This is a genomic window from Rhizobium leguminosarum bv. viciae USDA 2370 (assembly GCF_002008365.1).
GTDB classification, from domain to species: Bacteria; Pseudomonadota; Alphaproteobacteria; order Rhizobiales; family Rhizobiaceae; genus Rhizobium; species Rhizobium leguminosarum.
Genome location: NZ_MRDL01000007.1, coordinates 38,942 through 65,668 on the forward strand (window position 1 = coordinate 38,942; position 26,727 = coordinate 65,668).

Sequence of the window (26,727 nt, forward strand, 5' to 3'; positions counted from 1 at the left end):
GGAGGTTCGCGGCCGGTTTCCGCTGTCATCTTCCCGCTGCCATTCCCCCTCGTCAGGGCCAGGGAGAGCGCCATGTCCGACGCCATTTCGTTTCTCGCCCCGCGCGCCGACGTGCTGGCGCGCCGAGCCCAGATCGTTTCCGATCTGACCGATCTTCTGCCGCCGGAATGCCTGGTGCATGAGGCGCGCGAGCTGGTGCCGTTCGAGACCGACGCCTTCGTGTCCTACCGCCGCTTGCCGCTCGCCGTCGCCCTGCCGCGCACCACGGCCGAGGTTTCGGCCATCATGCGCTATTGCCATCGCTACGGCATTCCCGTCGTGCCGCGCGGCGCCGGCACCTCGCTCTCCGGCGGCGCCATCCCGCAGGAGGATGCCGTCGTGCTCGGCCTGTCGAAGATGAACAGCATCCTCGAAATCGATCTGCCGAACCGCGTTGCCGTTGTCCAGGCCGGCGTGACCAATCTCAATATCTCCGAATCCGTCTCCGCGGACGGCTTTTTCTATGCGCCTGATCCGAGTTCGCAGCTTGCCTGCACGATCGGCGGCAATATCGGCATGAATTCCGGCGGCGCTCACTGTCTGAAATATGGCGTCACCACCAACAATCTGCTCGGCGTCAGGATGGTGCTGGTCGACGGCACGGTGATCGAGCTTGGCGGCAAGGCGCTGGATGCGGCAGGCTACGATCTGCTCGGCCTCGTCTGCGGCCACGAGGGCCAACTCGGCATCGTCACCGAGGCGACGGTGCGGTTGATCGCCAAGCCGGAAGGCGCGCGCCCGGTGCTCTTCGGCTTCGAGAACTCGGAAGAGGCCGGCGCCTGCGTTGCCGATGTCATTGCCGCTGGCATTATCCCGGTGGCGATCGAATTCATGGACAAGCCGGCGATCGAGATCTGCGAAGCCTTCGCCCATGCCGGCTATCCCCTCGATGTCGGCGCGCTTTTGATCGTCGAGGTCGAGGGGTCGGAAGCGGAGATGGACGCCACGCTGAAGGACATCGTCGAGATCGCCCGTCGGCATGCTGTCAAGACCGTGCGCGAATGCCAGTCGGCGACCGAGGCGGCATTGATCTGGAAGGGCCGCAAATCCGCCTTTGGCGCCACCGGCCGCATCGCCGACTATATCTGCATGGACGGCACCGTGCCGCTCAGCCAGCTCTCCCACGTGCTGAAAAGAACCGCCGAGATCGTCGATCATTACGGCCTGCGTGTCGCCAATGTCTTCCATGCCGGCGACGGCAATATGCACCCGCTGATCCTCTTCAACGCCAACGATCCCGAAGATGCCGCCCGTGCCGAGGCGGCCGGCAACGATATTCTGAGGCTCTGCGTCGATGCCGGCGGCTGCCTTACCGGCGAACATGGCGTCGGCATCGAGAAGCGCGACCTGATGCGCCATCAATATTCGGAGACCGACCTCGCCCAACAGATGGCAGCGCGTGCCGCCTTCGATCCGGGCTGGCTCCTCAATCCGTCGAAGGTCTTCCCGCTCGAAGGGCGCCCCGCTGCATGATCGATCTGATGCCGACGAGCGAGGAAGAGGCAGCAGGGATCGTCCGCGCCCATGCGCAGAGCGGCCGGCCGCTCGTGATCTGCGGCGGTAATACCCGCTCGGGCTTCGGCAATGCCGTTGCTGCCGAGGACCGGCTGCGCTCGACCGGGCTTACCGGCATCGTCGCCTATAATCCCGGCGAAATGGTCATGACGGTCCGATCCGGCACGCCACTTGCCGAGGTCGAAGCGGCACTTCAGGACAGTGGCCAGATGCTCGCCTTCGAGCCGATGGATCATCGCCCTGTGATGGGCACATCCGGTGAGCCGACCATCGGCGGCGTCTTCGCCGCCAATGTCTCCGGTCCGCGCCGGCTGATCGCGGGTGCTGGCCGCGACAGCCTGCTCGGGGTGCGCTTCGTCAACGGCAGGGGTGAGATCATCAAGGCCGGCGGCCGGGTGATGAAGAATGTCACCGGCCTCGATCTCGCCAAGCTGGTCGCCGGCTCGCATGGCACGTTGGGTTTCCTCACCGAAGTCACCTTCCGTGTGCCGCCGCGCCCGAAGACGGAGCGGACGGTGGTGCTATCGGGTCTCAACGACGCCGAGGCGGCAAACGCCATGGCGGCGGCGATGGCGCTGCCGGTCGAAGTCTCGGGTGCGGCGCATCTGCCCTTGACGGTGACGTGGAAATTCCTCGCCGGCAAATTGCCCGAGGGCGAAGCGACGGTTCTGCGCATCGAAGGCCTGCCGGGCTCGGTCGACGTACGCATCGAAAAGCTTGCCGCGGCAATGTCGGCCTTCGCCACGGTCACGCGGCTGGAGCAGCCGGAAAGTCATAAACTCTGGCAGGAAATTCGTGACGTGCTGCCTTATGCCGACGGCACGGCGCGGCCGGTCTGGCGCGTCTCGGTCGCCCCCGGCACCGGCCATCAGTTGGTCGCCGCACTCCGCCTCGAAGCCGCCGTCGACGCCTTCTACGACTGGCAGGGTGGTCTTGTCTGGATGCGCATGGAGGCAGGCCCAGAAGCCGAACTGGTTCGTCGCTATATCAAGGCGCTCGGCGGCGGCCATGCGACGCTGATCCGTGCATCGGATGAGGCGAGGGCGGTCACATCAGCCTTCCACCCCGAGCTCGAGGCGGTGGTGATGCTGTCGCGGCGGGTAAAGGAAAAATTCGATCCGGCCGGCATATTCAATCCGGGGAAGATGGGGTGAGGGACAAGATGGATCCGTGTCTGCATATCTCCAGCAAAACCTCCAAGACCCATGGGGGATCCCGCTAGATGCAAACCAACTTCAACCTGACCCAGCTCCTCGATCCCGATGTCGCCGAATCCGAGCAGATCCTGCGCAAATGTGTCCATTGCGGTTTCTGCACCGCCACCTGTCCCACCTATGTGACGCTCGGCAATGAGCTCGACAGCCCGCGCGGCCGCATCTACCTGATCAAGGACATGCTGGAAAACGGCCGCCCCGCCGATACCGAGGTCGTCACCCATATCGACCGCTGTCTCTCCTGCCTTGCCTGCGTCACTACCTGTCCCTCCGGCGTCGATTACATGCATCTGGTCGATCACGCCCGCGCCCATATCGAAAAGACCTACAAACGGCCGTTCATGAACCGGCTGACGCGCGCCATCCTTGCCGCCGTGCTGCCCTATCCCGGCCGCTTCCGCCTGGCGCTCAATCTCGCCCGCCTCGGCCGGCCCTTCGCCGGCCTGATGCGGGGCGGCGCGCTGAAACCCTTCGCCGCCATGCTGTCACTTGCGCCGCGCCGCATCCCCGCCGCTTCGGACTTCGCAAAACCCGGCACGCATCGGCCCGAGACGGAACGGCGCGGCCGAGTGGCGATCCTTTCCGGCTGCGCCCAGCCGGTGCTTGATCCCGGCATCAACGCGGCGGCGATCCGGCTGTTGACGCGGCTCGGCGTCGAGGTCGTGGTGCCGGAAGGCGAGGTCTGTTGCGGCTCGCTGGTCCATCACATGGGTCGCGCCGAACAGGCGCTCGCCAGTGCGCGCGCCAATGTCGATATCTGGACGCGCGAGATCGACGGGCAGGGCCTCGATGCGATCATCATCACCGCCTCGGGCTGCGGCACGACGATCAAGGATTACGGCCACATGCTGCGCCTCGACCCCGCCTATGCTGCAAAGGCGGCCAGGGTCTCGGCGCTCGCCAAGGACGTCACCGAATATCTCGCAACCCTCGATCTGCCGGCGCATATGCCGAACGGCGTCACGGTCGCCTATCATTCCGCCTGTTCCATGCAGCACGGGCAACGGATCACGCTTGCGCCGAAGCAATTGCTGAAAGCGGCGGGCTTTACGGTGCGCGATCCCGCCGAAGGCCATCTTTGCTGCGGCTCTGCCGGCACCTACAACATCATGCAGCCGGAGATCTCGGCTACGCTGAAGGCACGCAAGGTCAAAAATATCGAGGCCACCAAGGCCGATGTCATCGCCACCGGCAATATCGGCTGCATCACCCAGATCGCCACCGGCACCGGCATGCCGATCCTGCATACGGTCGAACTGCTCGATTGGGCCTATGGTGGCGCTGTGCCGGAAAAATTAACAGGTTTGCCGTTAGGCTGAAGCTTGCGAAGGCCCGTCGGGCCGGTCTCGGGAGTTTAGACGATGTGGCGGGGAATGATTGTGCTTGCGGGACTGCTCGGTGTGGCAGGCACCGCCCATGCAAATAGCCGTTATTTCTGTTCCGCCGATGACAAGGAAGCACGCTTCACGCTCGAAAGCGGTTTCGAAAGCGATGCCGGCCACAAGCTGAACCATTTCCGCGGCGCGTTGATCGTCAAGGATGAGGTCCAATCGACAGTATTCGGAAAGCGTGTTTTCGAATCGCAGCACCTGACCAACCACTGGTCGCGCGACGGCGAACTGCTTATGGAAGTCTTTGACGGCGGCGGCGACGATACCGACGGAGCAACGCTGGATCTGGTGGTCGTCGCCGGTGAGCGCGGCAAGCCGTCGGCAAATTTCAGCGGCACCTATTCCCTGACGATCGAAGGCGGTGAAAAACCCTATGCCGTCGAGGGCAAGGTCAGCTGCGGCACGAAATAGCACCGCAGCCGAAATTTATTTACCAGTGGAACGATACGCCGACGTTGACGGCATTCGTGAAGATGTTGGTCTTCAGGTCCACGCCGCTGTCGATCGGAACGTCGATGCGCGAATAAGTGCCCTTGTATTCGACGAAGGTCGACCAGCGCTCGGTCACCTTGAAGTCGACGCCGGCCTGGGCCTGCAGCGTCACGCCGCCGAATTCATAAGCCCAGGTCTTACCCTCGGGGCGAATCACTTCAACATGCGGAATGTTCACGCCGATACCGGCGCCGAGATAGGGGGTCCAGCGGCGTGTCGGATCCTGGAAACGGTAGAGACCGTTCACCGTGATCAGGTTCAGGCCGTCGGTGAATTCGAAATGCGACCAGCCGGTCTTGGCCAGCGTATCGTCGTCGGCATAGACTTTGTCATGGGTATAATCGAGCGAAATACCCCAGTTCGGCTTGTTGAAGTTCTCGAGCCACCAGGTGACGCGGCCTCCGTAATAAGGCGGGCTGCCGAAGGACTTGCCTTCCCAGCCGGCGGTGAAGTGCGTGCCGTCGGAAAGATCGACGCCGCTATGCGGCGCGGTCTGGTAGCCGCCGTAGATGGAGAATTGCAGGTCTTCCGCCGAGGCGGAAACTGCCGAACAGATTGTGAAAAACGCGATGCCCGCAAGTACGGAAGCGGAGGAACGCAGCGCATATGTCATTGAATAGCCCCGATATTGCAAATGTGTCGACTCTTAGGCAGGTTTGCCAGCTTTCGGCCTGAAAGTCTAAGCAAAATAAAAGGCGCGTCAAAAAGCGCCTTTCGTTTTTTTTGAAAGTGTTGCTCAGCCGCCAAACATCGTGCGCAGCACGTCGATGCCCCGGTCCTCAAACGCCACATTGCCCTGCCGGTTGCCGGGGCCGATGACGATCACCTTGGTGCCGACAGGCGCGCGATCGTAGAGATGCGTCACATCCTCGTTCATCATCCGGATGCAGCCCGAAGACATGTTGAGGCCGATCGTCCAGGGCTGATTGGTGCCGTGAATACGGAAGATCGTGTCGCGGCCACCCTGGTAGAGATACATGGCGCGGGCGCCGAGCGGATTGTCCTCGCCGCCTTCCTGGAAAGCAGGGATCATGTGTCCCTTGGCGGCTTCGCGGCGGCGCATCTCTGCCGGCGGCGTCCAGGCGGGCCATTCAGCCTTGCGGCCGATCTTGACCACCCCCGACCAGCCGAAGCCGTCGCGGCCGACGCCGATGCCATAGCGGGTGGCGCGGTTGTTGCCCTCGACGAGGTAGAGATATTTGTTGTTGGTATCGATGATGACGGTGCCGGCGGCTTCCGTCGTTACCAGGCGCACTTTTTTGCGCTTGAACTGCGGCTTCACGTATTTCGGCATCTGCGCCACGCGCACGATCTGCGCCGGGCGTCGTGCATTGTCGGACGCGGAGCCCGCGGGTGCAGCAAAGGCAGACGTAGACATCAAGGACAGGACAAGTCCGGCAGCAGCCAGACCCGGCATTAGTTTGATCATGATCGATTCCCCTCAAGCAAATCCGCCCGAAGCTACATGAACTTCTGCCCGATTCAAGATCGGCGTGGCCGGATACAGCAATTTTGGAGAAGGGGAGCAGGCTGTTCTTGCGGCTCCTACTGCATAATTGATCCTCAAATCGGAATCGACTTAAGGAAAAATTATGCAGCAATTTAAAGGGTCACAGCGCCCTTTGCGGCTCTCGAAAAGACGCGCGGCGCTGTAAGTATTGCGCCGCCGTTACATGACGATGACGCGGGTTCCCACACTGACGCGATCGTAGAGGTCGATGACGTCTTCGTTGCGCAGGCGAATGCAGCCGGAGGAGACGGCGCTGCCGATCGACCAGGGCGCGTTGGTGCCGTGGATGCGGTAAAGCGTCGAGCCGAGATACATGGCGCGCGCGCCGAGCGGGTTTTCCGCCCCGCCGTCCATGCGCGCCGGCAGGTAATGACCCTTGGCGGCCTCGCGGCTAATCATCTCGGAAGGCGGCGTCCAGTCCGGCCATTCGGTCTTGCGGGTGATCTTGTGGGCGCCCGCCCATTCGAAGCCCGGCTTGCCGACGCCGACGCCATAGCGGCGCGCCTTGCCGCCTTGCATCACCAGATAGAGGAAGCGGTTGTTGGTATCGATGACGATCGTGCCCGGCTTTTCCTGCGTGTCGTAGTCGACCATCTGCGGCAGGTATTGCGGTTCGATCGGATGGCGGATCGACGGGATGCCGGGATTGATCGCCGAAACGGTCTGCGGTGCGGCCTGCGGCGCCTGGCGCAGCACGCGACGCTGGAAAAGGCCGCGCTGTTGCTGGCGGACGATCGGCCGCTGATAGACGACGGGACGAACGGTGCCGCCGCCCAGCTGGTTGATCCAGGGCGCAGTCAGATCGGGGCTGAGCACGACGGGCGGGCGAGTGGCATAACGGTCGTCTGCAAGGGCGGCCGTGGAGAAAATGCCGAAGAGGGCTGCGGCAAGAACAAGCTGTTTCATCATCGGACGAACTCTCTACAAATGACCGAAAATGCGCTGGCGGGACATGTCCGCCCGGGCGGAGATGTTCCGCCCGGCAAAGACGCTGCCACCCAATCCGACAGCGAATGGTAAAGATCGATTCATGAAAAGCCGACCGTTGGGATAAACTTTTCGTCAGGGTTACCGTTCGGTTTGGAAAGACGGTTTGCAAATGGTAAAGCCGGAATCAAAGACCGGAGAACGAAGCGGACCCCCGCAGAATGAAGGACCATGAGCGCGACAGGCATCATCATCGGCGAGGACGGCAGGAGCCGCTGCTACTGGCACGCCAATCTGCCCGATTATCTCCGGTATCATGACGAGGAATGGGGCCGCCCTGTCACCGATGACATCCGCCTCTTCGAGAAGATCTGCCTCGAAGGTTTCCAGTCCGGCCTTTCCTGGCTGACGATCCTGCGCAAGCGGGAGAATTTCCGCGCCGCCTTCGCAGGTTTCGATTTCCACAAGGTCGCCCTCTTCGGCGAAGGGGATGTCGCTCGCTGCCTTGCCGATGCCGGCATCATCCGCCATCGCGGCAAGATCGTCTCGACCATCAACAATGCCAAGCGTGCGATCGAGCTTAGGGACGAATTCGGCTCGCTCGCCCATTATTTCTGGCGCTACGAACCCGGCCACAACGAGCGGCCGGCAGTGGTCGACCGTGATCACATCGTCGCCAATCCGACGACGCCGACATCCGTGGTCATTTCGAAGGATCTGAAGAAACGCGGCTGGACCTTTGTCGGCCCGACCACAGTTTATGCTTTCATGCAGGCGATGGGTCTCGTCAACGATCATCTGGAAGGTTGCTTCTGCCGGCCCGAGGTCGAGGCGATGCGCACCGCTCTGGTCCGCCCATGAAAGATCTATCCGTGAGAACAATTATCGCCGCCGCTGCCCTTTTCCTCCTGACGGTCTCCGCCATGGCGCAGACGCCGCAGCTCGATCCCGGCGAGAAGCTGGAGAAGCTGCAGTTCCCGGCCGTCACCATGCAGTTGAAGGGCTGGACGAAGTTCGGCAATAGCCATGTCTATACGCTGCCGGTGCGCGCCGGCCAGCATATGAAGATCAGTTTTTCCAGTAAGAGCAAATTTGCCTTCCTGGCGATTTTCGACCTGTCGAAACCGGATGACGAGGCCTTCTTCGGCACCGACGAGGACGGCATGAGCTTCGAGACAACGGTCAAGGAGAACGCCACCTGGCTGCTGCGCCCCTATTATTCCAAGGTCTCGCCGCGCCGTGGCCTCGGCGCTCCCTTCAGCATCCTGATCGAGCCGTTGGCGGCTGCCCCGCAGCAGCCGAAACCGGCCGCCGAGCCGGAGCGCCCGTCGCTGTTTCCAAAGGCGCCAGCCAAGCAGTGAGCCAAGAGCTACAAGCGCAGCTTGGCAGCTTATGAGAGCCGGTCGATCAGGTCGCGCAATTCGCCGAGGTGGTCGATCTTGCGGAAACGCGGCGCCTCTTTCGGCTCGTCCACATGTTCCAGCACCCAGGTCAGTTCGTGCGGCACGAAAACGCCGTAGCTGCCGGCGGCAATTGCCGGCACGATGTCCGATTTCAGCGAATTGCCGACCATCATCGCCCGCTCCGGCCCGTCGCCGACCTTGGCGAAGATGCGGCGATAGGTGACGGCCGTCTTGTCGGAGACGATCTCGATGGCGTCGAAGAAGTCGCCGAGCCCGGATTGCGCAAGCTTGCGCTCCTGATCGAAGAGATCGCCCTTGGTGATCATCACGAGCAGGTATTTGCCGGCAAGCGCTTCCAGCGTGTCGCGCACATGCGGCATGGTTTCGACGGGATGAGAGAGGAGCTCGCGGCCGGTATCGAGGATCTTGGCGATCACGCCGGCCGGAATCTTGCCCTCGGTGATTTCGATCGCCGTCTCGATCATCGACAGCGTGAAACCCTTTATGCCGAAGCCGTAGTGGCGAAGGTTCCGTTTCTCCGCTTCCAGCAGCCGTTCGGAAATCTTCGGTCCTTCGGCGAAATCGGCAAGAAGCCCGGTGAAATGCGCTTCCGTCAGTCGGTAATATTGTTCGTTCTGCCAGAGTGTATCATCGGCATCGAAGCCGATCGTGGTCAGTGGTCGCGTCGCCATATGCGCACCCTAGAGCATGATGCCGAAAAGTGTGAGCGGTTTTCGGACGACATTAATGCTCTCACAATTTAACTGAGAACAGGATTCAGATTTTAGGCCGACCCGGCCTAAAATCATCCTGTTCTTAAAATATGGCCGGCAATCTATCGGATGCCTGTGTCGAGACAAGGGCATCCGCCTTTACAGCGCCGCGCGTCGGCGTTGAAAAGCGCCGCCGCCGCACTACATGAAAATCGCCTCACCTTGCAGCCAGCCACGGCTGTGCCTGTCATATGCAGGCCAATAATCAAAAAATGAAGTTCAGCAGTTCGCAAGCCCCTCTTGCGGCAGACACAAAGGAATTTTTCGACCATGCGTTACAATCAACTCGGAAATACGGGACTTTTCGTCTCGGAAATCTGCCTGGGCACGATGACCTTCGGCGAAGCCAAACAAGGCAGTATGTGGGGCGCCATCGCCGACGTCGACCAGAATGCCGCCGACCGGATCGTCGAGCGCTCGCTTGCATCAGGCGTCAATTTCATCGACACGGCCGACGTCTATTCATCCGGCGAGTCCGAAAGGCTGCTCGGCCAGGCGCTGAAGAACCTCGACATCCCCCGCAAGGACGTCGTCATCGCCACCAAGGTCTACGGCGTCATGGGCGACAAGCCGAACGACCGCGGTGCCTCGCGCGGCCACATCATGGATTCCGTCGAGGCGAGCCTCAAGCGCCTGCAGACGGATCATATCGACCTCTATCAGATCCACGCGACCGATACGGTGACGCCGATCGAGGAGACGCTGCGCGCTCTTGACGATCTCGTTTCCCGCGGTCTCGTGCGCTATATCGGCGTCTCCAACTGGCAGGCCTGGCGCATTTCCAAGGCGCTCGGCCTCTCCGAACGCCGCGGCTTTGCCCGCTTTGAAACCGTGCAGGCCTATTACTCCATCGCCGGCCGCGATCTCGAGCGTGACATCGTGCCGATGATGCAGGAGGAAAAGCTCGGCCTGATGGTCTGGTCGCCGCTCGCCGGCGGTCTGCTCTCCGGCAAGTATGGTCCAGGCGCGCCCGGCAACGGCGAAGGCCGCCGCGCCAGTTTCGATTTCCCGCCCGTCGACAAGGACAAGGCCTGGGCCTGCGTCGCCATCATGCGCGAAGTCGCCGAAAAGCACGGCGTCAGCGTCGCCACTGTGGCGCTCGCCTATATCCTCGCCAAGCCCTTCGTCACCACAGTCATCATCGGCGCCAAGCGTGTCGACCAGCTCGACCAGAACCTTGCCGCCGTCAAGCTGAAGCTCGATGAAGACGATATGAAAAAGCTCGACGAGGTGAGCGCGCTTGCTCCGGAATATCCGGGCTGGATGCTGGCGCGACAGGGCGCCGGCCGCCGCCCGGCCGATTTCGAGCCGAAAGACTGACCTCGCCAACATAAGTCCTGGGGAACGCCGGACATTTCCGGCGTTCCCCTTTTCATAACGATCGATTATTTGCCGTGGGCTTTGAGCCAGGCGTTCATCTCGGCGATCTCGGCTTCCTGCGCCTTGATGACGGCTTCGGCGAGCTTGCGGATATCGGGATCTTTTCCATATTGCAGCTCGATCCGGGCCATATCGATCGCGCCCTGATGGTGCGGGATCATGCCGCGCACGAAATCCGCATCAGCATCGCCGCTGTACTCGATCATCATATCCTTGTGCATCTTGGCGTTGGCCTCGCTGAAGGCGTGGCTTGCCGCATCGTGGTTGCCCATCGGCTTGCTCATATCCATCGGTTTGTCTTCGGCAAGGACAGGAGCGGCAATGATGGCGAGCATTGCGGTGAGGGCGATGATTTTCAAAGACATGAGAGTTCCTTCCTCTGTCTGACAATAGGTTTGCCGGGCAGCTGGGCCACCCGATTGGCATGGATTGCTGTGGTGTCAGGACAGTCGGGGAGGCGGCGACTGCGGTGTCGGTTTGTTGTCATCGAGGGCGCGGGCAAGCGCCGGGGCGGGATAGCCGAAGATGGACTTCCCGCTGGCCATGACCATCACCGCCGGTGGCAGCAGCAGACAGGCGGCGCAAAGCGGCATATGCGCGGAATTACCGGTGGCGCAAGGGTCTTTCAACGGATCGGCCTTATCAGCCGCCCCCGGCATATTCATGCGTGATATCTCATGGTGCATACCGCCGGTTTCGACGGCGACCGGTGCGTTCATCGACGCACATGTCGGACAGCCCGCCCATGCAGACATGGCGCTGTAGACCAGCCAGCCGAGAAACATCGTGATGAGGGCGAGCATGCGCATGCTGTTTTATAGGCGAAGGCCGGATGCAAGCCAAGCCGACCGGCGATCACATCCTGATCACTACAGCGCCGCGCGTCTTTTCCGACGCGCAAAGGACGCTGTAACACTTTCAATCCTCGCATCGTGCTTTCCGAAAATCGATTCCGATTTTCGGAAAGCACGATGCGCTAGGCGGCAATGACCTTGTGCTCGACCCGGTAATCCTTGCTCTCTTCGCCGAGCGGCGCCACCGGCCATGTCCAGCTAGCTTTTGCCGGTGGCGGCAAAACGCCATGCAGCAGGTCGGCCTCCTCATGCGTCTTGCCGTTGCGATCGATGACGGCATAGGCGATATCGGTCACCAGGCAACTGCGGCAGGAAAGCCCGGAAAGCCCGGCCAGATGTGCCGCGATCAGCCTTTCCACCGTGTCCTCAGGCATTCGCCCGGCGTCAGTTTCATGGCGCCGTTTCACGCCGCGACCGATCTGTGACAAGAGGTTGGCGGAAACCACCAGATCGAGATAGGGCACAGCGCGCAGGAAGCCGAGCGGTTCGGGCTCGCGGCCGGCGGCAAGTTCATCGTAGCCGGAGAGATCGCGCTCGATCAGCCGGACATTGCGATAGCCCTTGGCCGACAGCCACAGGCGCACCGAGGCGAGATGAACGAGATCGACCAGCACGACGGTGTCGAAATCTCGCGCCAGCACCCCGATCGGTACATCGCGCAACAGGCCGGAACCGAGCACGACGGCGGTCCGCTTCTGCCTGAGATCGGCGGTCGCCGCCAGGATCGCCTTCCGGCTCATCTCCTCATGTTCGGCCCAATCCCCGGCGCAGCGCCCGGCGCGCGACCAAAGATTGACGGAATAGCGGATGAACTTTCGATGCGGCTTGCCGGTCAGCGGCAAGGTCGCGGCATAGAGAAGCGCCTCAGTGATCATGAGCATATCCGCATTTCTGATGGATGCCTCTTCGTTCAATCGATTCTCGCAGCCACATCAAGACCCTTCGCCCTTGCCGCTCCCCGCCCAATCCGCTAGGAAACCGCCACTGTCACAGTCAGTGGAATTCCCGGAAATGAACGACAAGCAGAAGAAACCACAAAAGCTCAAGGCCCGCCTGCCGCGCGGCTTCGTCGACCGGACGGCCGGCGATATCCGCGCCGTCAACGAGATGACGGCAAAGATCAGGGAAGTCTATGAGCATTATGGTTTCGATCCGCTCGAAACGCCGCTGTTCGAATATACCGATGCGCTCGGCAAGTTCCTGCCTGACAGCGACCGGCCGAACGAGGGCGTCTTTTCGCTGCAGGACGATGACGAACAATGGATGTCGCTGCGTTACGACCTGACGGCGCCGCTCGCCCGTCATGTCGCCGAGAATTTCAACGAGATCCAGTTGCCCTACCGCACCTATCGCGCCGGTTACGTCTTCCGCAACGAGAAGCCAGGCCCCGGCCGCTTCCGTCAGTTCATGCAGTTCGATGCCGATACCGTCGGCGCGCCCGGCGTCCAGGCCGATGCCGAAATGTGCATGATGATGGCCGATACGCTGGAAGCCCTCGGCATCAAACGTGGCGACTATGTCATCCGCGTCAACAACCGCAAGGTCCTGGATGGCGTGCTCGAGGCGATCGGTCTCGGCGGCGACGACAAGGCCGGCCAGCGGCTGAACGTGCTGCGCGCCATCGACAAGCTCGACAAGTTCGGCCCGGAGGGCGTGGCATTGCTGCTCGGCCCCGGCCGCAAGGATGAATCCGGCGACTTCACCAAGGGCGCCGGGCTTAACCAGGAGCAGATCGACAAGGTGCTGTTCTTCGTCGGCATCAAGGACTATGCCGAAAGTGCCGCCCGCCTCGCCGAGCTCGTTGCCGGAACCTCCAGGGGTGGCGAAGGCGTCGAGGAGCTGAATTTCATCGGGGCTCTCGTCGCGAGCGCCGGCTATGGCCCTGACCGCATCAAGATCGACCCCTCCGTCGTCCGCGGCCTCGAATATTATACCGGCCCGGTCTATGAGGCCGAACTGAGCTTCGACGTCACCAATGAAAAGGGCGAAAAGGTCGTCTTCGGTTCGGTCGGCGGCGGCGGTCGTTATGATGGCCTCGTCTCGCGCTTCATGGGTCAGCCGGTTCCGGCGACCGGCTTTTCGATCGGCGTCTCCAGGCTGATGACGGCGCTGAAGAACCTCGGCAAGCTCGGCGCCAGTGAGGTCATCGAGCCGGTGCTGGTGACCGTCATGGACGGCGATGTCGAGGCGATGGGGCGCTATCAGAAGATGACGCAGGAACTGCGCGCCGCCGGCATTCGCGCCGAGATGTTCCAGGGCAACTGGAAGAAGTTCGGCAACCAGCTGAAATATGCCGATCGCCGCGGCTGCCCTGTCGCCATCATCCAGGGCGGCGACGAGCGCGCCGAAGGCGTCGTGCAGATCAAGGATCTGATCGAAGGCAAGCGGCTCTCCGGCGAGATCGAAGACAATGCCAGCTGGCGCGAAGCGCGCGTGGCGCAGGAGACGGCGCCGGAAGCCGACCTCGTCGCCAAGGTGAAGGAGATCCTTGCTGCGCAGGCCGAGGATCGAAAGAGGGCGGGCGGCAATGTCTGAGGCATTTCCGACACGCTCTTTGCCTATCGTTCGGAGGCCCGCATGCCTCTGATCAACCTCCCCGAATTCTCCAACGACCTGCTTGCCGAATTTGTCGCGCGCAATGCCGAGCGCATCGATACGCCTGTCATTCAGCCGGCCGAACCTTTCCTTGATATCGCCGGCGAGGATCTGCGCCGCCGCATCTTCATGACCGAGAGCGAAACCGGCGCCAGCCTCTGCCTGCGTCCCGAATTCACCATCCCCGTCTGTCTGCGCCACATCGAGACGGCGACCGGCACGCCGAAGCGTTATGCCTATCTCGGCGAGGTTTTCCGCCAGCGCCGCGACGGCGCCAACGAATTCTATCAGGCCGGCATCGAGGATCTTGGCGATATCGACCTGTCAAACGCCGACGCCCGCGCCATCGGCGATGCCACCGGCATTCTCGCCCGCCTGCTGCCGGGCCGCCGCCTGGCGGTGACGCTGGGCGACCAGGCGGTGTTCGAGGCGGTCGTCCAGGCGCTCGGCCTGCCGCTCGGCTGGCAGAAGCGGCTGATCCACGCCTTCGGCAATATGACCCAGCTGGAAGCGCTGCTTGCCAGCCTCGTCAGCCCGCAATTCGTCACCGGGCTGGACGACGATATTGCCAGGCTTGTCGCATCGGGCGACGAGCAGGCGCTGGTCGCCCATCTCGAGCGGGAGATGCAGAAGACTGGCTATTCGACGAATGCCGGCCGTTCGGCCCTGGAGATTGCCCGACGGCTCAAGGAAAAGCTTATCCTGTCCGAAACGCGCCTCGACGACGCGGCCTTCCACGTGCTGGAAGAGTTCCTGTCGCTTGACGTGCCGCTCGTCAATGCGTCCGCGGCCCTTGCCGGTTTCGCCGATGCTGCCGGGCTGAAACTCGGCAACGCCCTCGCGCGCTTCAATGGCCGGGTCGCAGCACTTTCCAATGCCGGCGTCGATCTTTCCTGTCTCGACTATCGCGCCGCCTTCGGACGGCCGCTCGATTATTACACCGGCCTCGTCTTCGAGGTGACGGTGGAAGGCTCGACCGCGGTGCTCGCCGGCGGCGGCCGCTTCGATCGGCTCCTGACTTTCCTCGGCGCAACGGACCGCATTCCGGCCGTCGGCTTCTCCTTCTGGCTCGACCGTATCGAAACCGAAAGGGCAGCCGCATGACCATCACCATCGCGCTTCCCTCCAAGGGCCGGATGAAGGAGGACGCTTCGGCGATCTTCGAACGTGCCGGCATGACGATCTCGGCGGTTGGCAACGATCGCTCCTACCGCGGCCGCGTCGAAGGCTGGGATGATGTGGAGATCGCCTTCCTCTCGGCTTCCGAAATCTCCCGTGAAATCGGCAACGGCACCGTCGATTTCGGTGTCACCGGCGAGGATCTGATGCGGGAAGGTTTTGCCGAGGTCGATAAGCGCGTCGAATTCTGCGCCCGGCTCGGCTTCGGCCATGCCGATGTCGTCGTTGCCGTGCCGGAGATCTGGCTCGATGTCGACACCATGGCCGATCTCGTCGATGTCGCCGCCGATTTCCGCGCCCGCCACTCCAGGCGCCTTGCCATCGCCACCAAATACTGGCGGCTGACCCAGCAGTTCTTTTCGAGCCAGCACGGCATCCAGCTTTATCGCATCGTCGAAAGCCTGGGCGCCACCGAGGGGGCCCCCGCGTCCGGCTCGGCCGATATCATCGTCGATATCACCTCCACCGGCTCGACGCTGCGCGCCAACCATCTGAAGGTGCTCCAGGACGGCGTCATCCTGCATTCGCAGGCCTGCCTAGTACGCGCCCGCAAGGAAAGCCATGCCGGCGAACCGGCTGTGCAGGCAATCATCGAGGCAGTGCGCGACGCCCTCTAGCTAGTGCCATTCGAAAAGCATGCAAAAACCCGCCGTCGGATGACGGCGGGTTTTCGCATTTATGGGAGGATGTCTGCTGGTATCAGGCGGCTGCGTAGGAGCCGCGGCGTGCGTCGATCGAATAGGCGCCGGCACCGACGGTGGCGAGTAGTATGTACGCGCCGGCCAGCGTGATATTCTTCATGACCATGATCTGGTTGAGAATGTTCACGAGTTCCGTACCACTCGCGTAGGGCAGGTGGAAGGCAATGCCCGTGAAGACACAGAAGGCGGCGAGCAGCCAGCCGGCAATGCGGACCTGGAAGCCTGTGAGAACCGCAAGCCCGGCCAGCAGTTCGAAAAGGCCTGCGACATAGGCCAGCAGGGTTGCTGCCGGTAGGCCGGCACCAGCGATCATGCCCGCAGTACCGGCAGGATCGGTGAGCTTCATGAAGCCGGAAAGAATGAACATGAAAGACAGAAGAATGCGGGCAATCAGGATGATGACGTTGGACATGGATGTTGTCTCCGTTTGAAGGACTCTGGAGATCTGGGTGCCCCGGCACCGGATGGACCTCGGATGTCACCTATGTCGCCTTTTTCTTGCTTTATGGAAAGATAAACGGAAGCGGACAGTTCGTTCAATAATATGGAACGATGATCGGCCATCGCTTGCCTTTGTGAAGCCTCGTCTCCTATGGTCGGCTGATAACATGGAGGCTCCGATGGCAGATCTTTCCGCATTTCCGATCACGACGCGCTGGCCGGCTAGAAATTCCGATATCATCCAGCTCTATTCCCTGCAGACGCCGAATGGGGTGAAGGTCTCCGTCGCCCTCGAAGAGCTCGCTCTCGCCTATGAGCCGCATTATATTTCCTTCGCCGCCAACGAGCAGAAGTCGCCAGAATTCGAATCTCTCAATCCGAACGGCCGCATTCCGGCGATCATCGATCCAAACGGTCCCGACGGGAAGCCGATCGGTCTTTTCGAATCCGGCGCCATCCTGCTTTATCTCGCGGAAAAAACCGGCAAGCTCATCCCTGCTGATGCTGCCGGTCGCTACGAAACCATCCAGTGGGTGTTTTTCCAGATGGCGGGTATCGGCCCGATGTTCGGCCAGTTCGGACATTTCCACAAATTCGCTGCCGACAAGGTCGCCAACAACGCCTACCCGGTGGAGCGCTATCGCGATGAATCCAAACGCTTGCTCGGCGTGCTCGAGGGCCGGCTGAAGGGTCGTCAGTGGATCATGGGCGATCAGTATACGATCGCCGACATCACCACCTTCACCTGGGTTCGCGGCGCCGATGTCTTCTATGGCGGTCGCGAGGTGCTCGAATATGCGAAATTCCCCGCCGTCTCGGACTGGCTGGAGCGCTGCATCGCCCGTCCGGCAAGTGCCAGGGGCCTCAACATCCCGGTCAAGCCGGAGTAACCAACAGATCGCTGGAAAGTAGAAAGGCCGCCCTCGAAGACGTCGGGAGCGGCCGTTGATTTTGCTCTTCCGGCCTATCGCCGGCTCCTGCACAACTCTTTAGATCGGAACCGATTTAAGGAGTTTGCAGCAATTTGCGGGCTACAGCGACTTTTGCGCATCTGAAAAGACCCGCGGCGCTGTCGTGATCTGGCTTGCCCCTTCCAGCTTGAAGCGTGGAAAGATGAAGACGCCAACCATGCTGCCGCTGTATTTCTGCTCAAGCCCGTTCGACTCGCCCATGCAGAACAGCGGCTGGCGGAAGCCGTTCGGCATGATGATCGTCGTCGAAAAACAGAAGGAGGAGCAGAGCGTCGCCGCCTGCTCAAACAGCTCCAATATGTGGCTGCGCTCCTTGGCGTCGTAGCAGCGGATCAGGCTTAAGAGTCCACATTCCTGTGCGGCAAGGCCGTGCAGCATCGCGCTCCATTCGCCGAGACGGAGCATCCCGCTCGAAAAATCTCCAGTCCAGGCTTCGGAAACGGAAAACTGCGCCAACATCTCGTGATTTTGATTGGCGTCATCAAGCGAGCCGGGCGTCAAGGGTGCGGCTGCATTGGCTCTGGCGATCTTAAACAAGGCGTTCCCCAGTTCGGATGCGGCTATTCCGCCGCACGCTCGGCAAACACAAAGAAACAGGATCACGCAGCAGCGGGCATGATGCCCGCGCTTACCTCCGGCGATGATTGCCACGGCCATCTGGCCTCCGTAACCGGAGCCCTTCGAAGCCGAACGTTCACGCATCGCCTTCCGCGCTCCGGTCTCGTCTATTGGCGAAAAATTATCGCCGGGCGCGCTTTAATTGCAGCGCGGATTTATAGGGGCTTTTGGACAAACGGCAACGGCTTTTTAAGGGGTATTCGGATTCGCATCCTTTCACGGGATGTCTGCATTTGCGCGCGATTTCGCGAGAAACAGCATCGGAAGATCATCCTTGAGGGTTTTGGAAGCGTTTTCACTCCGCGTCAGGCCGGAAATCTTGCCGCAACACTGTGTTCTCTCGCATGTTGGCAAGCTGAGAAAGACGCGGGCAGCGCAAGCCTGGCGCAAGCTTCGCGCCGCGGAGTCGGCAATAGGAGCCAGGCAAACGTTTCATCGCTATGCCAATTGGGCCGGGCGTCGAATCGCTTTGGACAAAAGAAAGGGCGACCCGAGGGCCGCCCTTCCTGTTCCGGATACCGGAATGGTGGTCAGTGATGGCTTTCGCCGATCACATCATGTCCATACCGCCCATGCCGCCCATGCCGCCCGGCATGCCAGCTGGGGCATCCTTCTTCGGCAGTTCGGCGATCATGGCTTCGGTGGTGATCAGCAGCGATGCGACAGAAGCGGCGTTCTGCAGCGCCGTGCGAACGACCTTGAGCGGGTCGACGATACCCATGGCGATCATGTCGCCATATTCGGATGTCTGGGCGTTGTAGCCGAAGTTGTCTTCGTTCTTGTCGAGGACCTTGCCGACAACGATCGAGGCTTCGTCGCCTGCGTTTTCAGCGATCTGACGAACGAGCGACTGCAGGGCGCGGCGAACGATGTTGATGCCGGCTTCCTGGTCGTCGTTTGCACCCTTGACGGTGATCTTCGTGGAGGAGCGGAGCAGAGCGATACCGCCGCCGGGGACGATGCCTTCCTGAACAGCAGCGCGGGTCGCGTTGAGCGCGTCGTCGATGCGGTCCTTCTTTTCCTTCACTTCAACTTCCGTCGAGCCGCCGACGCGGATGACGGCAACGCCGCCAGCGAGCTTGGCAAGGCGTTCCTGCAGCTTCTCGCGGTCGTAGTCGGAGGTGGTTTCTTCGATCTGAGCCTTGATCTGGGCAACACGGCCTTCGATGTCGGTCTTGGCGCCCGAACCGTCGACGATCGTGGTGTTTTCCTTGGAGATCGAAACCTTCTTGGCACGGCCGAGCATGTCGAGCGTGACGGATTCGAGCTTGATGCCGAGATCTTCAGAGATGACAGTGCCGCCCGTCAGGATGGCGATGTCTTCGAGCATGGCCTTGCGGCGATCGCCGAAGCCGGGCGCCTTGACGGCAGCGATCTTGAGGCCACCGCGCAGCTTGTTGACGACGAGCGTTGCGAGGGCTTCGCCTTCTACGTCTTCAGCGACGATGAGGAGCGGCTTGCCGGTCTGGACGACAGCTTCGAGAACCGGGAGCATCGACTGCAGGTTCGAGAGCTTCTTCTCGTGAAGGAGAATGAAGACATCTTCGAGGTCTGCGATCATCTTTTCCGGGTTGGTCACGAAGTAGGGGCTGAGGTAGCCGCGGTCGAACTGCATGCCTTCGACGACTTCGAGTTCGGTTTCGGCGGTCTTGGCTTCTTCAACCGTGATGACGCCTTCGTTGCCGACCTTCTGCATGGCTTCAGCAATGTCGAGACCGACCTGCTTGTCGCCATTGGCCGAAATCGTGCCGACCTGTGCAACTTCTTCCGAGGTGGAGATCTTCTTGGCCTTGGCCTGGAGATCCTTCACGACGTCAGCAACAGCAAGATCGATGCCGCGCTTCAGGTCCATCGGGTTCATGCCGGCGGCAACGGCCTTGTTGCCTTCGCGAACGATCGCCTGGGCAAGAACGGTTGCAGTCGTGGTGCCGTCGCCGGCGATGTCGTTGGTCTTCGAAGCAACTTCGCGGACCATCTGGGCGCCCATGTTTTCGAACTTGTCTTCGAGTTCGATCTCCTTGGCGACCGAAACGCCGTCCTTGGTGATGCGCGGAGCGCCGAAGGACTTGTCGATGATGACGTTACGGCCCTTCGGGCCGAGCGTGACCTTCACTGCATCGGCGAGAATGTCGACGCCACGCAGCATCTTTTCGCGCGCGGTGCGGCCAAACTTGATTTCTTTAGATGCCATATTCTTAACTCCTGAATTCGAGTTGTTCGGGCAAAGAGCCCGTCAGCCATTTCGGGAAAGCAGGTCGGCCGATCAGCCGATAATGCCCATAATGTCGGCTTCCTTCATGATCAGAAGGTCTTCGCCGTCGATCTTGACTTCGGTGCCGGACCACTTGCCGAACAGGATGCGGTCGCCAGCCTTGACGTCGAGTGCGACAACCTTGCCGGACTCATCGCGCGCGCCGGAGCCGACGGCGACGATTTCGCCTTCCTGCGGCTTTTCCTTGGCGGTATCGGGAATGATGATGCCACCCTTGGTCTTGGCTTCGGACTCAACGCGGCGAACAACGACGCGGTCGTGAAGGGGGCGGAAGTTGGTGCTTGCCATTGTCTAATCCCTCGATCGAATGACATTCGCGGACCGGAGTGGCCCACATGGATAGGTGTTAGCACTCCCTTGCGGTGAGTGCTAGCGACGAGCATTTAGGGATGGCTCCGAAAGGAGTCAATGAGAGCAATCACGAATTTTTGCGCCGGAATTGTGAAGAGGCCGGAGAATAGTCGGAGATTGCGGCCGAAACCCGGCGCAGCCGTACCCCTCCGCCTCGGGATGGGATCGTCAAGCTTTGCCCATCCACTCCCGCCGATCGCCGGTCGAAATCTTCCCATTGGCCGGCAGCAAAGAAAATGCCTTGCCATCGCCTTGCGCCTTTGCAATGTCACCGGTGACTGAAGCAAATCGGGAAATCGGAATGGCGAAGCGGATAGAAAACTTCTCGGAGATAACAAGTCACTATGATGTGGTGCTCTGTGATGTCTGGGGCGTCGTTCACAACGGCGTCGATCCGTTCCCGAAGGCGGCAGCCGCCCTTGAAGCGGCACGCGAGAGTGGCGTCGCCGTCGTCCTCATCACCAATTCGCCGCGTCTTTCCTGGCAGGTGGTCGAGCAGCTGCGCCAGATCGGCGTTCCCGACAGCGCCTATGACAGGATCGTCAGTTCAGGCGACGTCACTCGCGGTCTGATCTCCGAAGGGCCGAAGACGGTCTTTCTGCTCGGTCCCGAGCGCGACACCCCGCTCCTCGACGGCCTCGACGTCGAGCATAAGCCCGCGGGCGAAGCGCAATCGCTGGTCTGCACCGGCTTTTACGACGACGAGACCGAGAAGCCGGAGGATTACACCGATATGCTTCTCGACTTTAAAGCCCGCGACGTGCCGATGATCTGCGCCAATCCCGACCTCATCGTCGAGCGCGGCCATCGCATCATCCCCTGCGCCGGCGCCATGGCCGCCTATTACGAACAGCTCGGCGGCAGCACCCGCATCGCCGGCAAGCCGCACCGGCCGATCTACGAGGCGACGCTGGCCGCTGCCCGCGAGCTTCGCGGTGATTTCCCCGTCGACCGAGTGCTGGCGATCGGCGACGGCATGCCGACCGATGTGCGCGGTGCCTTGAATTATGGCCTCGACCTTCTTTACATCAGCGGCGGTATCCACGCCAAGGAATACACCCTCAACGGCGAAACAGACGAGGCGATCCTCAACGCCTATCTCGAACGGGAAAAAGCCGCGCCGAAGTGGTGGATGCCACGCCTTGCATGAAGAGAAGCCAGCCGATGACCGTCTTCCACCGCAATGAAACCCGGGAACCCTTGCCCGCCCATCTGAAGGGCGGCGTCATTGCCATCGGTAATTTCGACGGCGTGCACCGCGGCCATCAATCGGTGCTGAGCCGCGCGCTCGAAATCTCCAAGGCGCGCGGTATCCCCGCTTTGGTGCTGACCTTCGAGCCGCATCCGCGCACGGTCTTTCGGCCGCAGGCGCCGGTCTTCCGCCTGACGCCCGCGCCGCTGAAGGCCCGCATCCTGGAAACGCTGGGTTTCAGCGCCGTCATCGAGTATCCCTTCGACTACGAATTCTCGCAGCGCTCGGCCGATGATTTCATCCATTCGATCCTGAAGGATTGGCTCGGCGCCTCCGAAGTCGTCACCGGCTTCGATTTCCATTTCGGCCGCGGCCGCGAGGGCGGTCCCGCCTTCCTGATGAATGCCGGCCATAGCTACGGCTTCGGCGTCACCTTGATCGATGCCTTCCGCGACGAAAACGCCGATGTCGTCTCTTCAAGCCATATCCGCGCGCTCCTGAAGGAGGGCAGCGTCAGCGAAGTCGCCGGCATGCTGGGCTACCGCTACACGGTGGAAGCCGAGGTGATCGACGGCGAAAAGCTCGGCCGCCAGCTCGGTTTTCCAACAGCCAACATGCGCCTGCCGCCGGAGGTCGATCTTGCCGCCGGCATCTACGCCGTCCGCTTCCGCCGTCAGGACGGCACGCTCCACGATGCCGTCGCAAGCTACGGCCGCCGGCCGACGGTGACGGAAAACGGCGCGCCGCTGCTCGAAACCTATCTTTTCGATTTCAGCGGCGATCTCTACGGCCAGCTCTGCTCAGTCTCCTTCTTCGGCTATATTAGACCCGAGCTGAAATTCGACGGCCTCGATCCGCTCGTCGCCCAGATCAAACGCGATGAGGAAGAGGCGAGGGCGCTGCTTGCGGGTGTTACGCCGCTCAGTGCGCTTGATGGGAAACTGTGCTTTTCCTAAGGTCGCCTTGAGTGCGGCTGTCGCTGGCATACCGTCAATTTCAGCCGTTGATGCCGATTGCTAGCCGCCAATTCTTCTCTTCCTTTTCCCGGCAAAAACGCCTATGAACCGGCGCGATGACGAAATTTCGGCTGGCAATGATGATGCGAATTATCGGCCCGGCCTTCCGCGCGCGCTAAGCGGCCGGAAGGTCCGGGTTTTCAGCGCTTGGAAACGAGCGCTTCCGCCACCAGCTATTTCACGCCCGCTGCGCCCTTTCCGGGCCGCCAGAAACGATTGCCAGACATGACCGACACAGCCGAAAAGATCGACTATTCGAAGACCCTCTATTTGCCCGAGACTGATTTCCCCATGCGCGCCGGCCTGCCGCAGAAGGAGCCGGAACTCGTCAAGCGCTGGCAGGAGATGGGTCTCTACAAGAAACTGCGCGCTTCCGCCGCTGGCCGCGAGAAATTCGTCCTTCACGACGGTCCGCCCTATGCCAACGGCAACATCCATATCGGCCACGCGCTGAACAAGATCCTCAAGGACGTCATCAACCGCTCGTTCCAGATGCGCGGCTACGACGCCAATTACGTGCCCGGCTGGGATTGCCACGGCCTGCCGATCGAATGGAAGATCGAAGAGAAGTACCGCGAGAAGGGCAAGAACAAGGACGAGGTCCCGGTCAACGAATTCCGCCGGGAATGCCGTGAATTTGCCGCCGGCTGGATCAAGGTCCAGGCGGAAGAGTTCAAGCGTCTCGGCATCGAGGGTGACTTCGACAATCCCTATACGACGATGAACTTCCACGCGGAGTCGCGCATCGCCGGCGAACTGTTGAAGATCGCCGCAAGCGGTCAGCTTTATCGCGGCTCCAAGCCGATCATGTGGTCGGTCGTCGAGCGCACCGCGCTGGCCGAGGCCGAGGTCGAATACCAGGACTATGAGAGCGATACGATCTGGGTGAAATTCCCCGTCGTCGAAGGTCCGGCTGCGCTCAAGGATGCATTCGTCGTCATCTGGACGACCACGCCCTGGACGATCCCCGGCAACCGCGCGGTCTCCTTTTCCGAGCGTGTTTCCTACGGCCTCTATGAGGTGACGGCCGCCGAGAACGATTTTGGCCCGCGCCCGGGCGAAAAGCTGATCTTTGCCGATAAGCTGGCCGAGGAATCCTTTGCCAAGTCCAAGCTGCAGTACAAGCGCTTGAGCGATGTCTCTTCGGCTGACTTCGCAGCGATGACCTGTGCGCATCCCTTCAAGGGTCTCGGCGGTGGCTATGAATTCCTCGTGCCGCTGCTCGATGGCGATCACGTCACCGACGATGCTGGCACCGGTTTCGTGCACACGGCGCCAAGCCACGGTCGCGAAGACTTTGATGCCTGGATGTCGGCTGTCCGCACGCTTGAGGCCCGCGGCGTCGAGACCAAGATCCCGTTCCCGGTCGACGACGGCGGCTTCTACACATCAGACGCCCCCGGCTTCGAAGGCGCCCGCGTCATCGACGACAACGGCAAGAAGGGCGATGCCAACGACCGCGTCATCAAGGAGCTGATCGCCCGCGGCGCGCTCTTTGCCCGCGGCCGGCTGAAGCACCAGTATCCGCATTCCTGGCGCTCGAAGAAGCCGGTCATCTTCCGCAACACGCCGCAATGGTTCGTCTATATGGACAAGACCCTTGCCGACGGCACGACGCTGCGTTCGCGCGCGCTCGGTGCAATCGACGATACGCGCTTCGTGCCCGCCGCCGGCCAGAACCGCCTGCGCGCCATGATCGAAGGTCGCCCGGACTGGGTGCTCTCGCGCCAGCGCGCCTGGGGCGTGCCGATCGCCGTCTTTGCCGACGAGCAGGGCGAGGTCCTGGTCGATGAAGCCGTCAACGCCCGCATCCTCGAAGCCTTCGAACATGAGGGCGCCGACGCCTGGTTTGCCGAAGGCGCCAAGGAGCGATTCCTCGGGAATGATCATGACCATTCCCGCTGGACGCAGGTCATGGATATTCTCGACGTCTGGTTCGATTCTGGCTCGACGCACACCTTCACGCTCGAAGACCGTCCGGATCTGAAGTGGCCGGCCGATCTTTATCTCGAAGGTTCCGATCAGCATCGAGGCTGGTTCCATTCGTCGCTGCTGGAATCGGCTGCCACCCGTGGCCGTGCGCCTTACGACGCCGTCCTCACCCATGGCTTCACCATGGACGAGAAGGGCGAGAAGATGTCCAAGTCGAAGGGCAACGTGACCGCACCGCAGGAGGTGATGAAGGATGCCGGCGCCGATATCCTGCGCCTCTGGGTCATGACCTCGGATTATGCCGACGACCTGCGTGTCGGCAAGACGATCATCCAGACCAATGTCGACGCCTATCGCAAGCTGCGCAACACCATTCGCTGGATGCTCGGCACGCTCGCCCACGACAAGGGCGAGGAGATCGCGTTTTCCAATCTGCCAGAGCTGGAGCAGCTGATGCTGCACCGGCTTGCCGAGCTCGACGAGCTGGTGCGCGAGAACTACGATGCCTTCGACTTCAAGAAGATCGCCCGCGCGCTGATCGATTTCGCCAATGTCGAGCTTTCGGCCTTCTATTTCGATGTCCGCAAGGATGCGCTCTATTGCGATGCGCCGTCGAGCCTGCGCCGGCGTGCCAGCCTGCACGTCATCCGCCAGATCTTCGATTGCATGGTGACCTGGCTCGCCCCGATGCTGCCCTTCACCACCGAGGAGGCCTGGCTGTCGCGCAACCCGTCCGCCGTGTCCGTGCATCTTGAGCAGTTTGCTCCGGTCGCAAAGGAATGGCGCAACGACGCCTTGGCCGAGAAGTGGAAGAAGATCCGTACAGTGCGTTCGGTTGTGACCGGCGCCCTGGAAATCGAGCGCAAGGACAAGCGCATCGGCTCCTCGCTGGAAGCGGCTCCGCTTGTCCACATTGCCGATCCGGAGCTGTTAAAGGCGCTGGAAGGCCAGGACTTCACCGAGGTCTGCATCACCTCGGCAATCGAGATCAAGGCCGGCGAAGGACCGTCGGATGCTTTCCGCCTTGCCGAGGTGCCTGAGGTTAGCGTCGTGCCGAAGCTTGCAGAGGGTGAAAAATGCGCTCGGTCATGGCGCATCACCAGGGATGTCGGCTCCGATCCGGAATATCCCGATGTTTCGGCCCGCGACGCTGCTGCCCTTCGCGAGCTTGCCGCGCTCAAGTGAAGAATATTGCCGGATGAATTGCGCTTTCGCGGTTCATCCGGTAAAAGCTGCCTGAAAATGGCCGGATTTTTGCGTCAGGGGGACGGTTGTCCGGTTGGGCGAGGATTGCACCGGCAGGGCTGGAAGGGTTTTCATGTTAGCAACGCATTGGTTCCGTATGGGCGCCTGCCTGTCTGTTGTAGTGGCGGGATGCTCCCTGGTGTCCAGTTGCGCCAGCAGCCCGACCTACGGCACGGACAAGACCGCCATGGAACAGCTGACCGACGATCTCGGCCAGTCCGTGTCGTTGACCGGACCGGACCCGAAGAACAAAGGCGTCAAGTACACGCCGCGGCCGACGCTGGTGCTGCCGGCACAGGCGCAGAAAGAGACCCTCGTTGCGCCGCAGCAGACCGTCGCCAACAAGGACAATCCGCAATGGCTTGAATCGCCGGAGGAGACCCGCGCCCGTCTCGTTTCGGAAGCCGACGAGAATTCGGACAATCCGAATTACCGCTCGCCGCTCGCAAGCTCTGCGATCGAAGGCGGCCGACGGACGACGGAAGCCCAGACCAAGGCCTATCGTGAAGCCCGTGCCCTGCAGAAGGGCTCCTATGTCGATCAGCGCCGCTATATATCAGATCCGCCGCCCGGCTACCGCACCGTCGACGATCCGGCAAAGCTCGATGATGTCGGCGAGCCCGAGCTCAAGAAGCAGAAGAAGCGTAAGAAGGATGCAGCTGTCGCCAACACCGGCAAGCAGTGGTGGAACCTCCTGCAGTAGCTTTTTCGGCGCG

The 26,727-nt window shown here is 61.5% G+C and carries 26 protein-coding genes; 15 read left to right on the forward strand and 11 right to left on the reverse strand.

Going from position 1 to position 26,727, the window contains the following annotated elements; translation table 11 throughout:
- The first annotated feature begins 72 nt into the window (after positions 1 to 72).
- The 4 genes from BS629_RS03110 to BS629_RS03125 all read left to right on the forward strand — a co-directional run bounded on the left by BS629_RS03110 (position 73) and on the right by BS629_RS03125 (position 4,570).
- Entirely contained in the window at positions 73 to 1,512 is a 1,440-nt protein-coding gene (locus BS629_RS03110; RefSeq protein WP_018244950.1) for an FAD-linked oxidase C-terminal domain-containing protein, read from the forward strand.
- Positions 1,509 to 2,708 carry a glycolate oxidase subunit GlcE gene (gene glcE / locus BS629_RS03115; RefSeq protein ID WP_018244951.1) on the forward strand — a complete coding sequence of 400 codons (1,200 nt, stop codon included), beginning with the start codon at positions 1,509 to 1,511 and terminating at the stop codon, positions 2,706 to 2,708. Before BS629_RS03110 ends, glcE begins: the two co-directional genes overlap by 4 nt.
- 68 nt (positions 2,709 to 2,776) lie before the next feature.
- Positions 2,777 to 4,087 (forward strand): glycolate oxidase subunit GlcF, encoded by a 1,311-nt coding sequence (gene glcF, locus BS629_RS03120; RefSeq protein ID WP_018244952.1) that lies wholly within the window; start codon positions 2,777 to 2,779, stop codon positions 4,085 to 4,087.
- 42 nt (positions 4,088 to 4,129) lie between these two features.
- Positions 4,130 to 4,570 carry a hypothetical protein gene (locus tag BS629_RS03125; protein ID WP_018244953.1) on the forward strand — a complete coding sequence of 147 codons (441 nt, stop codon included), beginning with the start codon at positions 4,130 to 4,132 and terminating at the stop codon, positions 4,568 to 4,570.
- A gap of 19 nt (positions 4,571 to 4,589) precedes the next feature.
- Here BS629_RS03125 and BS629_RS03130 read toward each other — a convergent pair whose 3' ends face one another.
- From BS629_RS03130 to BS629_RS03140, 3 genes are all read right to left on the reverse strand, one after another.
- Positions 4,590 to 5,264 carry an outer membrane protein gene (locus BS629_RS03130; protein WP_018244954.1) on the reverse strand — a complete coding sequence of 225 codons (675 nt, stop codon included), beginning with the start codon at positions 5,262 to 5,264 and terminating at the stop codon, positions 4,590 to 4,592.
- Between the two features lie 123 nt (positions 5,265 to 5,387).
- Complete coding sequence (locus BS629_RS03135; RefSeq protein ID WP_018244955.1) at positions 5,388 to 6,080, reverse strand: L,D-transpeptidase; 693 nt, start codon at positions 6,078 to 6,080, stop codon at positions 5,388 to 5,390.
- A gap of 240 nt (positions 6,081 to 6,320) precedes the next feature.
- Positions 6,321 to 7,070 (reverse strand): L,D-transpeptidase, encoded by a 750-nt coding sequence (locus tag BS629_RS03140; protein ID WP_018244956.1) that lies wholly within the window; start codon positions 7,068 to 7,070, stop codon positions 6,321 to 6,323.
- A 249-nt stretch (positions 7,071 to 7,319) separates the two neighbouring features.
- Here BS629_RS03140 and BS629_RS03145 point away from each other — a divergent pair, with 249 nt between their 5' ends.
- Entirely contained in the window at positions 7,320 to 7,949 is a 630-nt protein-coding gene (locus BS629_RS03145) for a DNA-3-methyladenine glycosylase I (RefSeq protein ID WP_018244957.1), read from the forward strand.
- Positions 7,946 to 8,449, forward strand: coding sequence for a hypothetical protein (locus BS629_RS03150; RefSeq protein ID WP_018244958.1), 504 nt, complete (start codon positions 7,946 to 7,948; stop codon positions 8,447 to 8,449). Before BS629_RS03145 ends, BS629_RS03150 begins: the two co-directional genes overlap by 4 nt.
- Before the next feature lie 29 nt (positions 8,450 to 8,478).
- Here BS629_RS03150 and BS629_RS03155 read toward each other — a convergent pair whose 3' ends face one another.
- Complete coding sequence (locus BS629_RS03155) at positions 8,479 to 9,183, reverse strand: HAD family hydrolase (RefSeq protein ID WP_018244959.1); 705 nt, start codon at positions 9,181 to 9,183, stop codon at positions 8,479 to 8,481.
- Between the two features lie 351 nt (positions 9,184 to 9,534).
- On the opposite strand from BS629_RS03155, the gene BS629_RS03160 reads away from it, so the two are divergent.
- The gene (locus BS629_RS03160; RefSeq protein ID WP_018244960.1) at positions 9,535 to 10,584 is read left to right on the forward strand and encodes an aldo/keto reductase; all 1,050 of its coding nucleotides are present in this window, start codon (positions 9,535 to 9,537) and stop codon (positions 10,582 to 10,584) included.
- A 65-nt stretch (positions 10,585 to 10,649) separates the two neighbouring features.
- Here BS629_RS03160 and copM read toward each other — a convergent pair whose 3' ends face one another.
- The 3 genes from copM to BS629_RS03175 form a co-directional block, all read right to left on the reverse strand.
- Positions 10,650 to 11,009 (reverse strand): CopM family metallochaperone, encoded by a 360-nt coding sequence (gene copM / locus BS629_RS03165; protein ID WP_018244961.1) that lies wholly within the window; start codon positions 11,007 to 11,009, stop codon positions 10,650 to 10,652.
- 75 nt (positions 11,010 to 11,084) lie between these two features.
- Complete coding sequence (locus BS629_RS03170) at positions 11,085 to 11,453, reverse strand: hypothetical protein (RefSeq protein ID WP_018244962.1); 369 nt, start codon at positions 11,451 to 11,453, stop codon at positions 11,085 to 11,087.
- A gap of 167 nt (positions 11,454 to 11,620) precedes the next feature.
- The gene (locus BS629_RS03175) at positions 11,621 to 12,379 is read right to left on the reverse strand and encodes a hypothetical protein (protein WP_026188632.1); all 759 of its coding nucleotides are present in this window, start codon (positions 12,377 to 12,379) and stop codon (positions 11,621 to 11,623) included.
- A 130-nt stretch (positions 12,380 to 12,509) separates the two neighbouring features.
- Here BS629_RS03175 and hisS point away from each other — a divergent pair, with 130 nt between their 5' ends.
- Genes hisS through hisG form a run of 3 tightly spaced genes read left to right on the forward strand, consistent with a single transcriptional unit; the run spans position 12,510 to position 15,889 of the window.
- Positions 12,510 to 14,033 (forward strand): histidine--tRNA ligase, encoded by a 1,524-nt coding sequence (gene hisS / locus BS629_RS03180; protein WP_018244964.1) that lies wholly within the window; start codon positions 12,510 to 12,512, stop codon positions 14,031 to 14,033.
- 42 nt (positions 14,034 to 14,075) lie between these two features.
- Positions 14,076 to 15,197 carry an ATP phosphoribosyltransferase regulatory subunit gene (locus tag BS629_RS03185; protein ID WP_018244965.1) on the forward strand — a complete coding sequence of 374 codons (1,122 nt, stop codon included), beginning with the start codon at positions 14,076 to 14,078 and terminating at the stop codon, positions 15,195 to 15,197.
- Positions 15,194 to 15,889 (forward strand): ATP phosphoribosyltransferase, encoded by a 696-nt coding sequence (gene hisG / locus BS629_RS03190; protein WP_018244966.1) that lies wholly within the window; start codon positions 15,194 to 15,196, stop codon positions 15,887 to 15,889. The genes BS629_RS03185 and hisG overlap by 4 nt, the downstream gene beginning before the upstream one ends.
- An 82-nt stretch (positions 15,890 to 15,971) precedes the next feature.
- On the opposite strand, the gene BS629_RS03195 is transcribed toward hisG, so the two are convergent.
- Positions 15,972 to 16,385 (reverse strand): DoxX family protein, encoded by a 414-nt coding sequence (locus tag BS629_RS03195; protein ID WP_018244967.1) that lies wholly within the window; start codon positions 16,383 to 16,385, stop codon positions 15,972 to 15,974.
- Between the two features lie 208 nt (positions 16,386 to 16,593).
- On the opposite strand from BS629_RS03195, the gene BS629_RS03200 reads away from it, so the two are divergent.
- Complete coding sequence (locus BS629_RS03200; protein WP_018244968.1) at positions 16,594 to 17,304, forward strand: glutathione binding-like protein; 711 nt, start codon at positions 16,594 to 16,596, stop codon at positions 17,302 to 17,304.
- 141 nt (positions 17,305 to 17,445) lie between these two features.
- Here the strand turns inward: BS629_RS03200 and BS629_RS03205 are convergent, their stop codons facing one another.
- From BS629_RS03205 to groES, 3 genes are all read right to left on the reverse strand, one after another.
- The gene (locus BS629_RS03205; RefSeq protein ID WP_026188633.1) at positions 17,446 to 17,922 is read right to left on the reverse strand and encodes a hypothetical protein; all 477 of its coding nucleotides are present in this window, start codon (positions 17,920 to 17,922) and stop codon (positions 17,446 to 17,448) included.
- Positions 17,923 to 18,553: 631 nt separating this feature from the next.
- A complete protein-coding gene (groL, locus tag BS629_RS03210; protein ID WP_018244970.1) occupies positions 18,554 to 20,194 on the reverse strand; it encodes a chaperonin GroEL in 1,641 nt (546 codons plus the stop codon).
- Positions 20,195 to 20,266: 72 nt separating this feature from the next.
- Positions 20,267 to 20,563 (reverse strand): co-chaperone GroES, encoded by a 297-nt coding sequence (gene groES, locus BS629_RS03215; protein ID WP_003545797.1) that lies wholly within the window; start codon positions 20,561 to 20,563, stop codon positions 20,267 to 20,269.
- A gap of 364 nt (positions 20,564 to 20,927) precedes the next feature.
- On the opposite strand from groES, the gene BS629_RS03220 reads away from it, so the two are divergent.
- The 4 genes from BS629_RS03220 to BS629_RS03235 all read left to right on the forward strand — a co-directional run bounded on the left by BS629_RS03220 (position 20,928) and on the right by BS629_RS03235 (position 26,714).
- A complete protein-coding gene (locus tag BS629_RS03220) occupies positions 20,928 to 21,776 on the forward strand; it encodes a TIGR01459 family HAD-type hydrolase (protein ID WP_018244971.1) in 849 nt (282 codons plus the stop codon).
- A 14-nt stretch (positions 21,777 to 21,790) separates the two neighbouring features.
- Entirely contained in the window at positions 21,791 to 22,774 is a 984-nt protein-coding gene (locus BS629_RS03225) for a bifunctional riboflavin kinase/FAD synthetase (protein WP_026188634.1), read from the forward strand.
- Positions 22,775 to 23,059: 285 nt separating this feature from the next.
- Entirely contained in the window at positions 23,060 to 25,951 is a 2,892-nt protein-coding gene (ileS, locus tag BS629_RS03230; RefSeq protein ID WP_026188635.1) for an isoleucine--tRNA ligase, read from the forward strand.
- A gap of 133 nt (positions 25,952 to 26,084) precedes the next feature.
- On the forward strand, positions 26,085 to 26,714 hold the full coding sequence (locus BS629_RS03235) for a hypothetical protein (protein ID WP_018516568.1): 630 nt from the start codon (positions 26,085 to 26,087) through the stop codon (positions 26,712 to 26,714).
- Positions 26,715 to 26,727 lie beyond the last annotated feature (13 nt).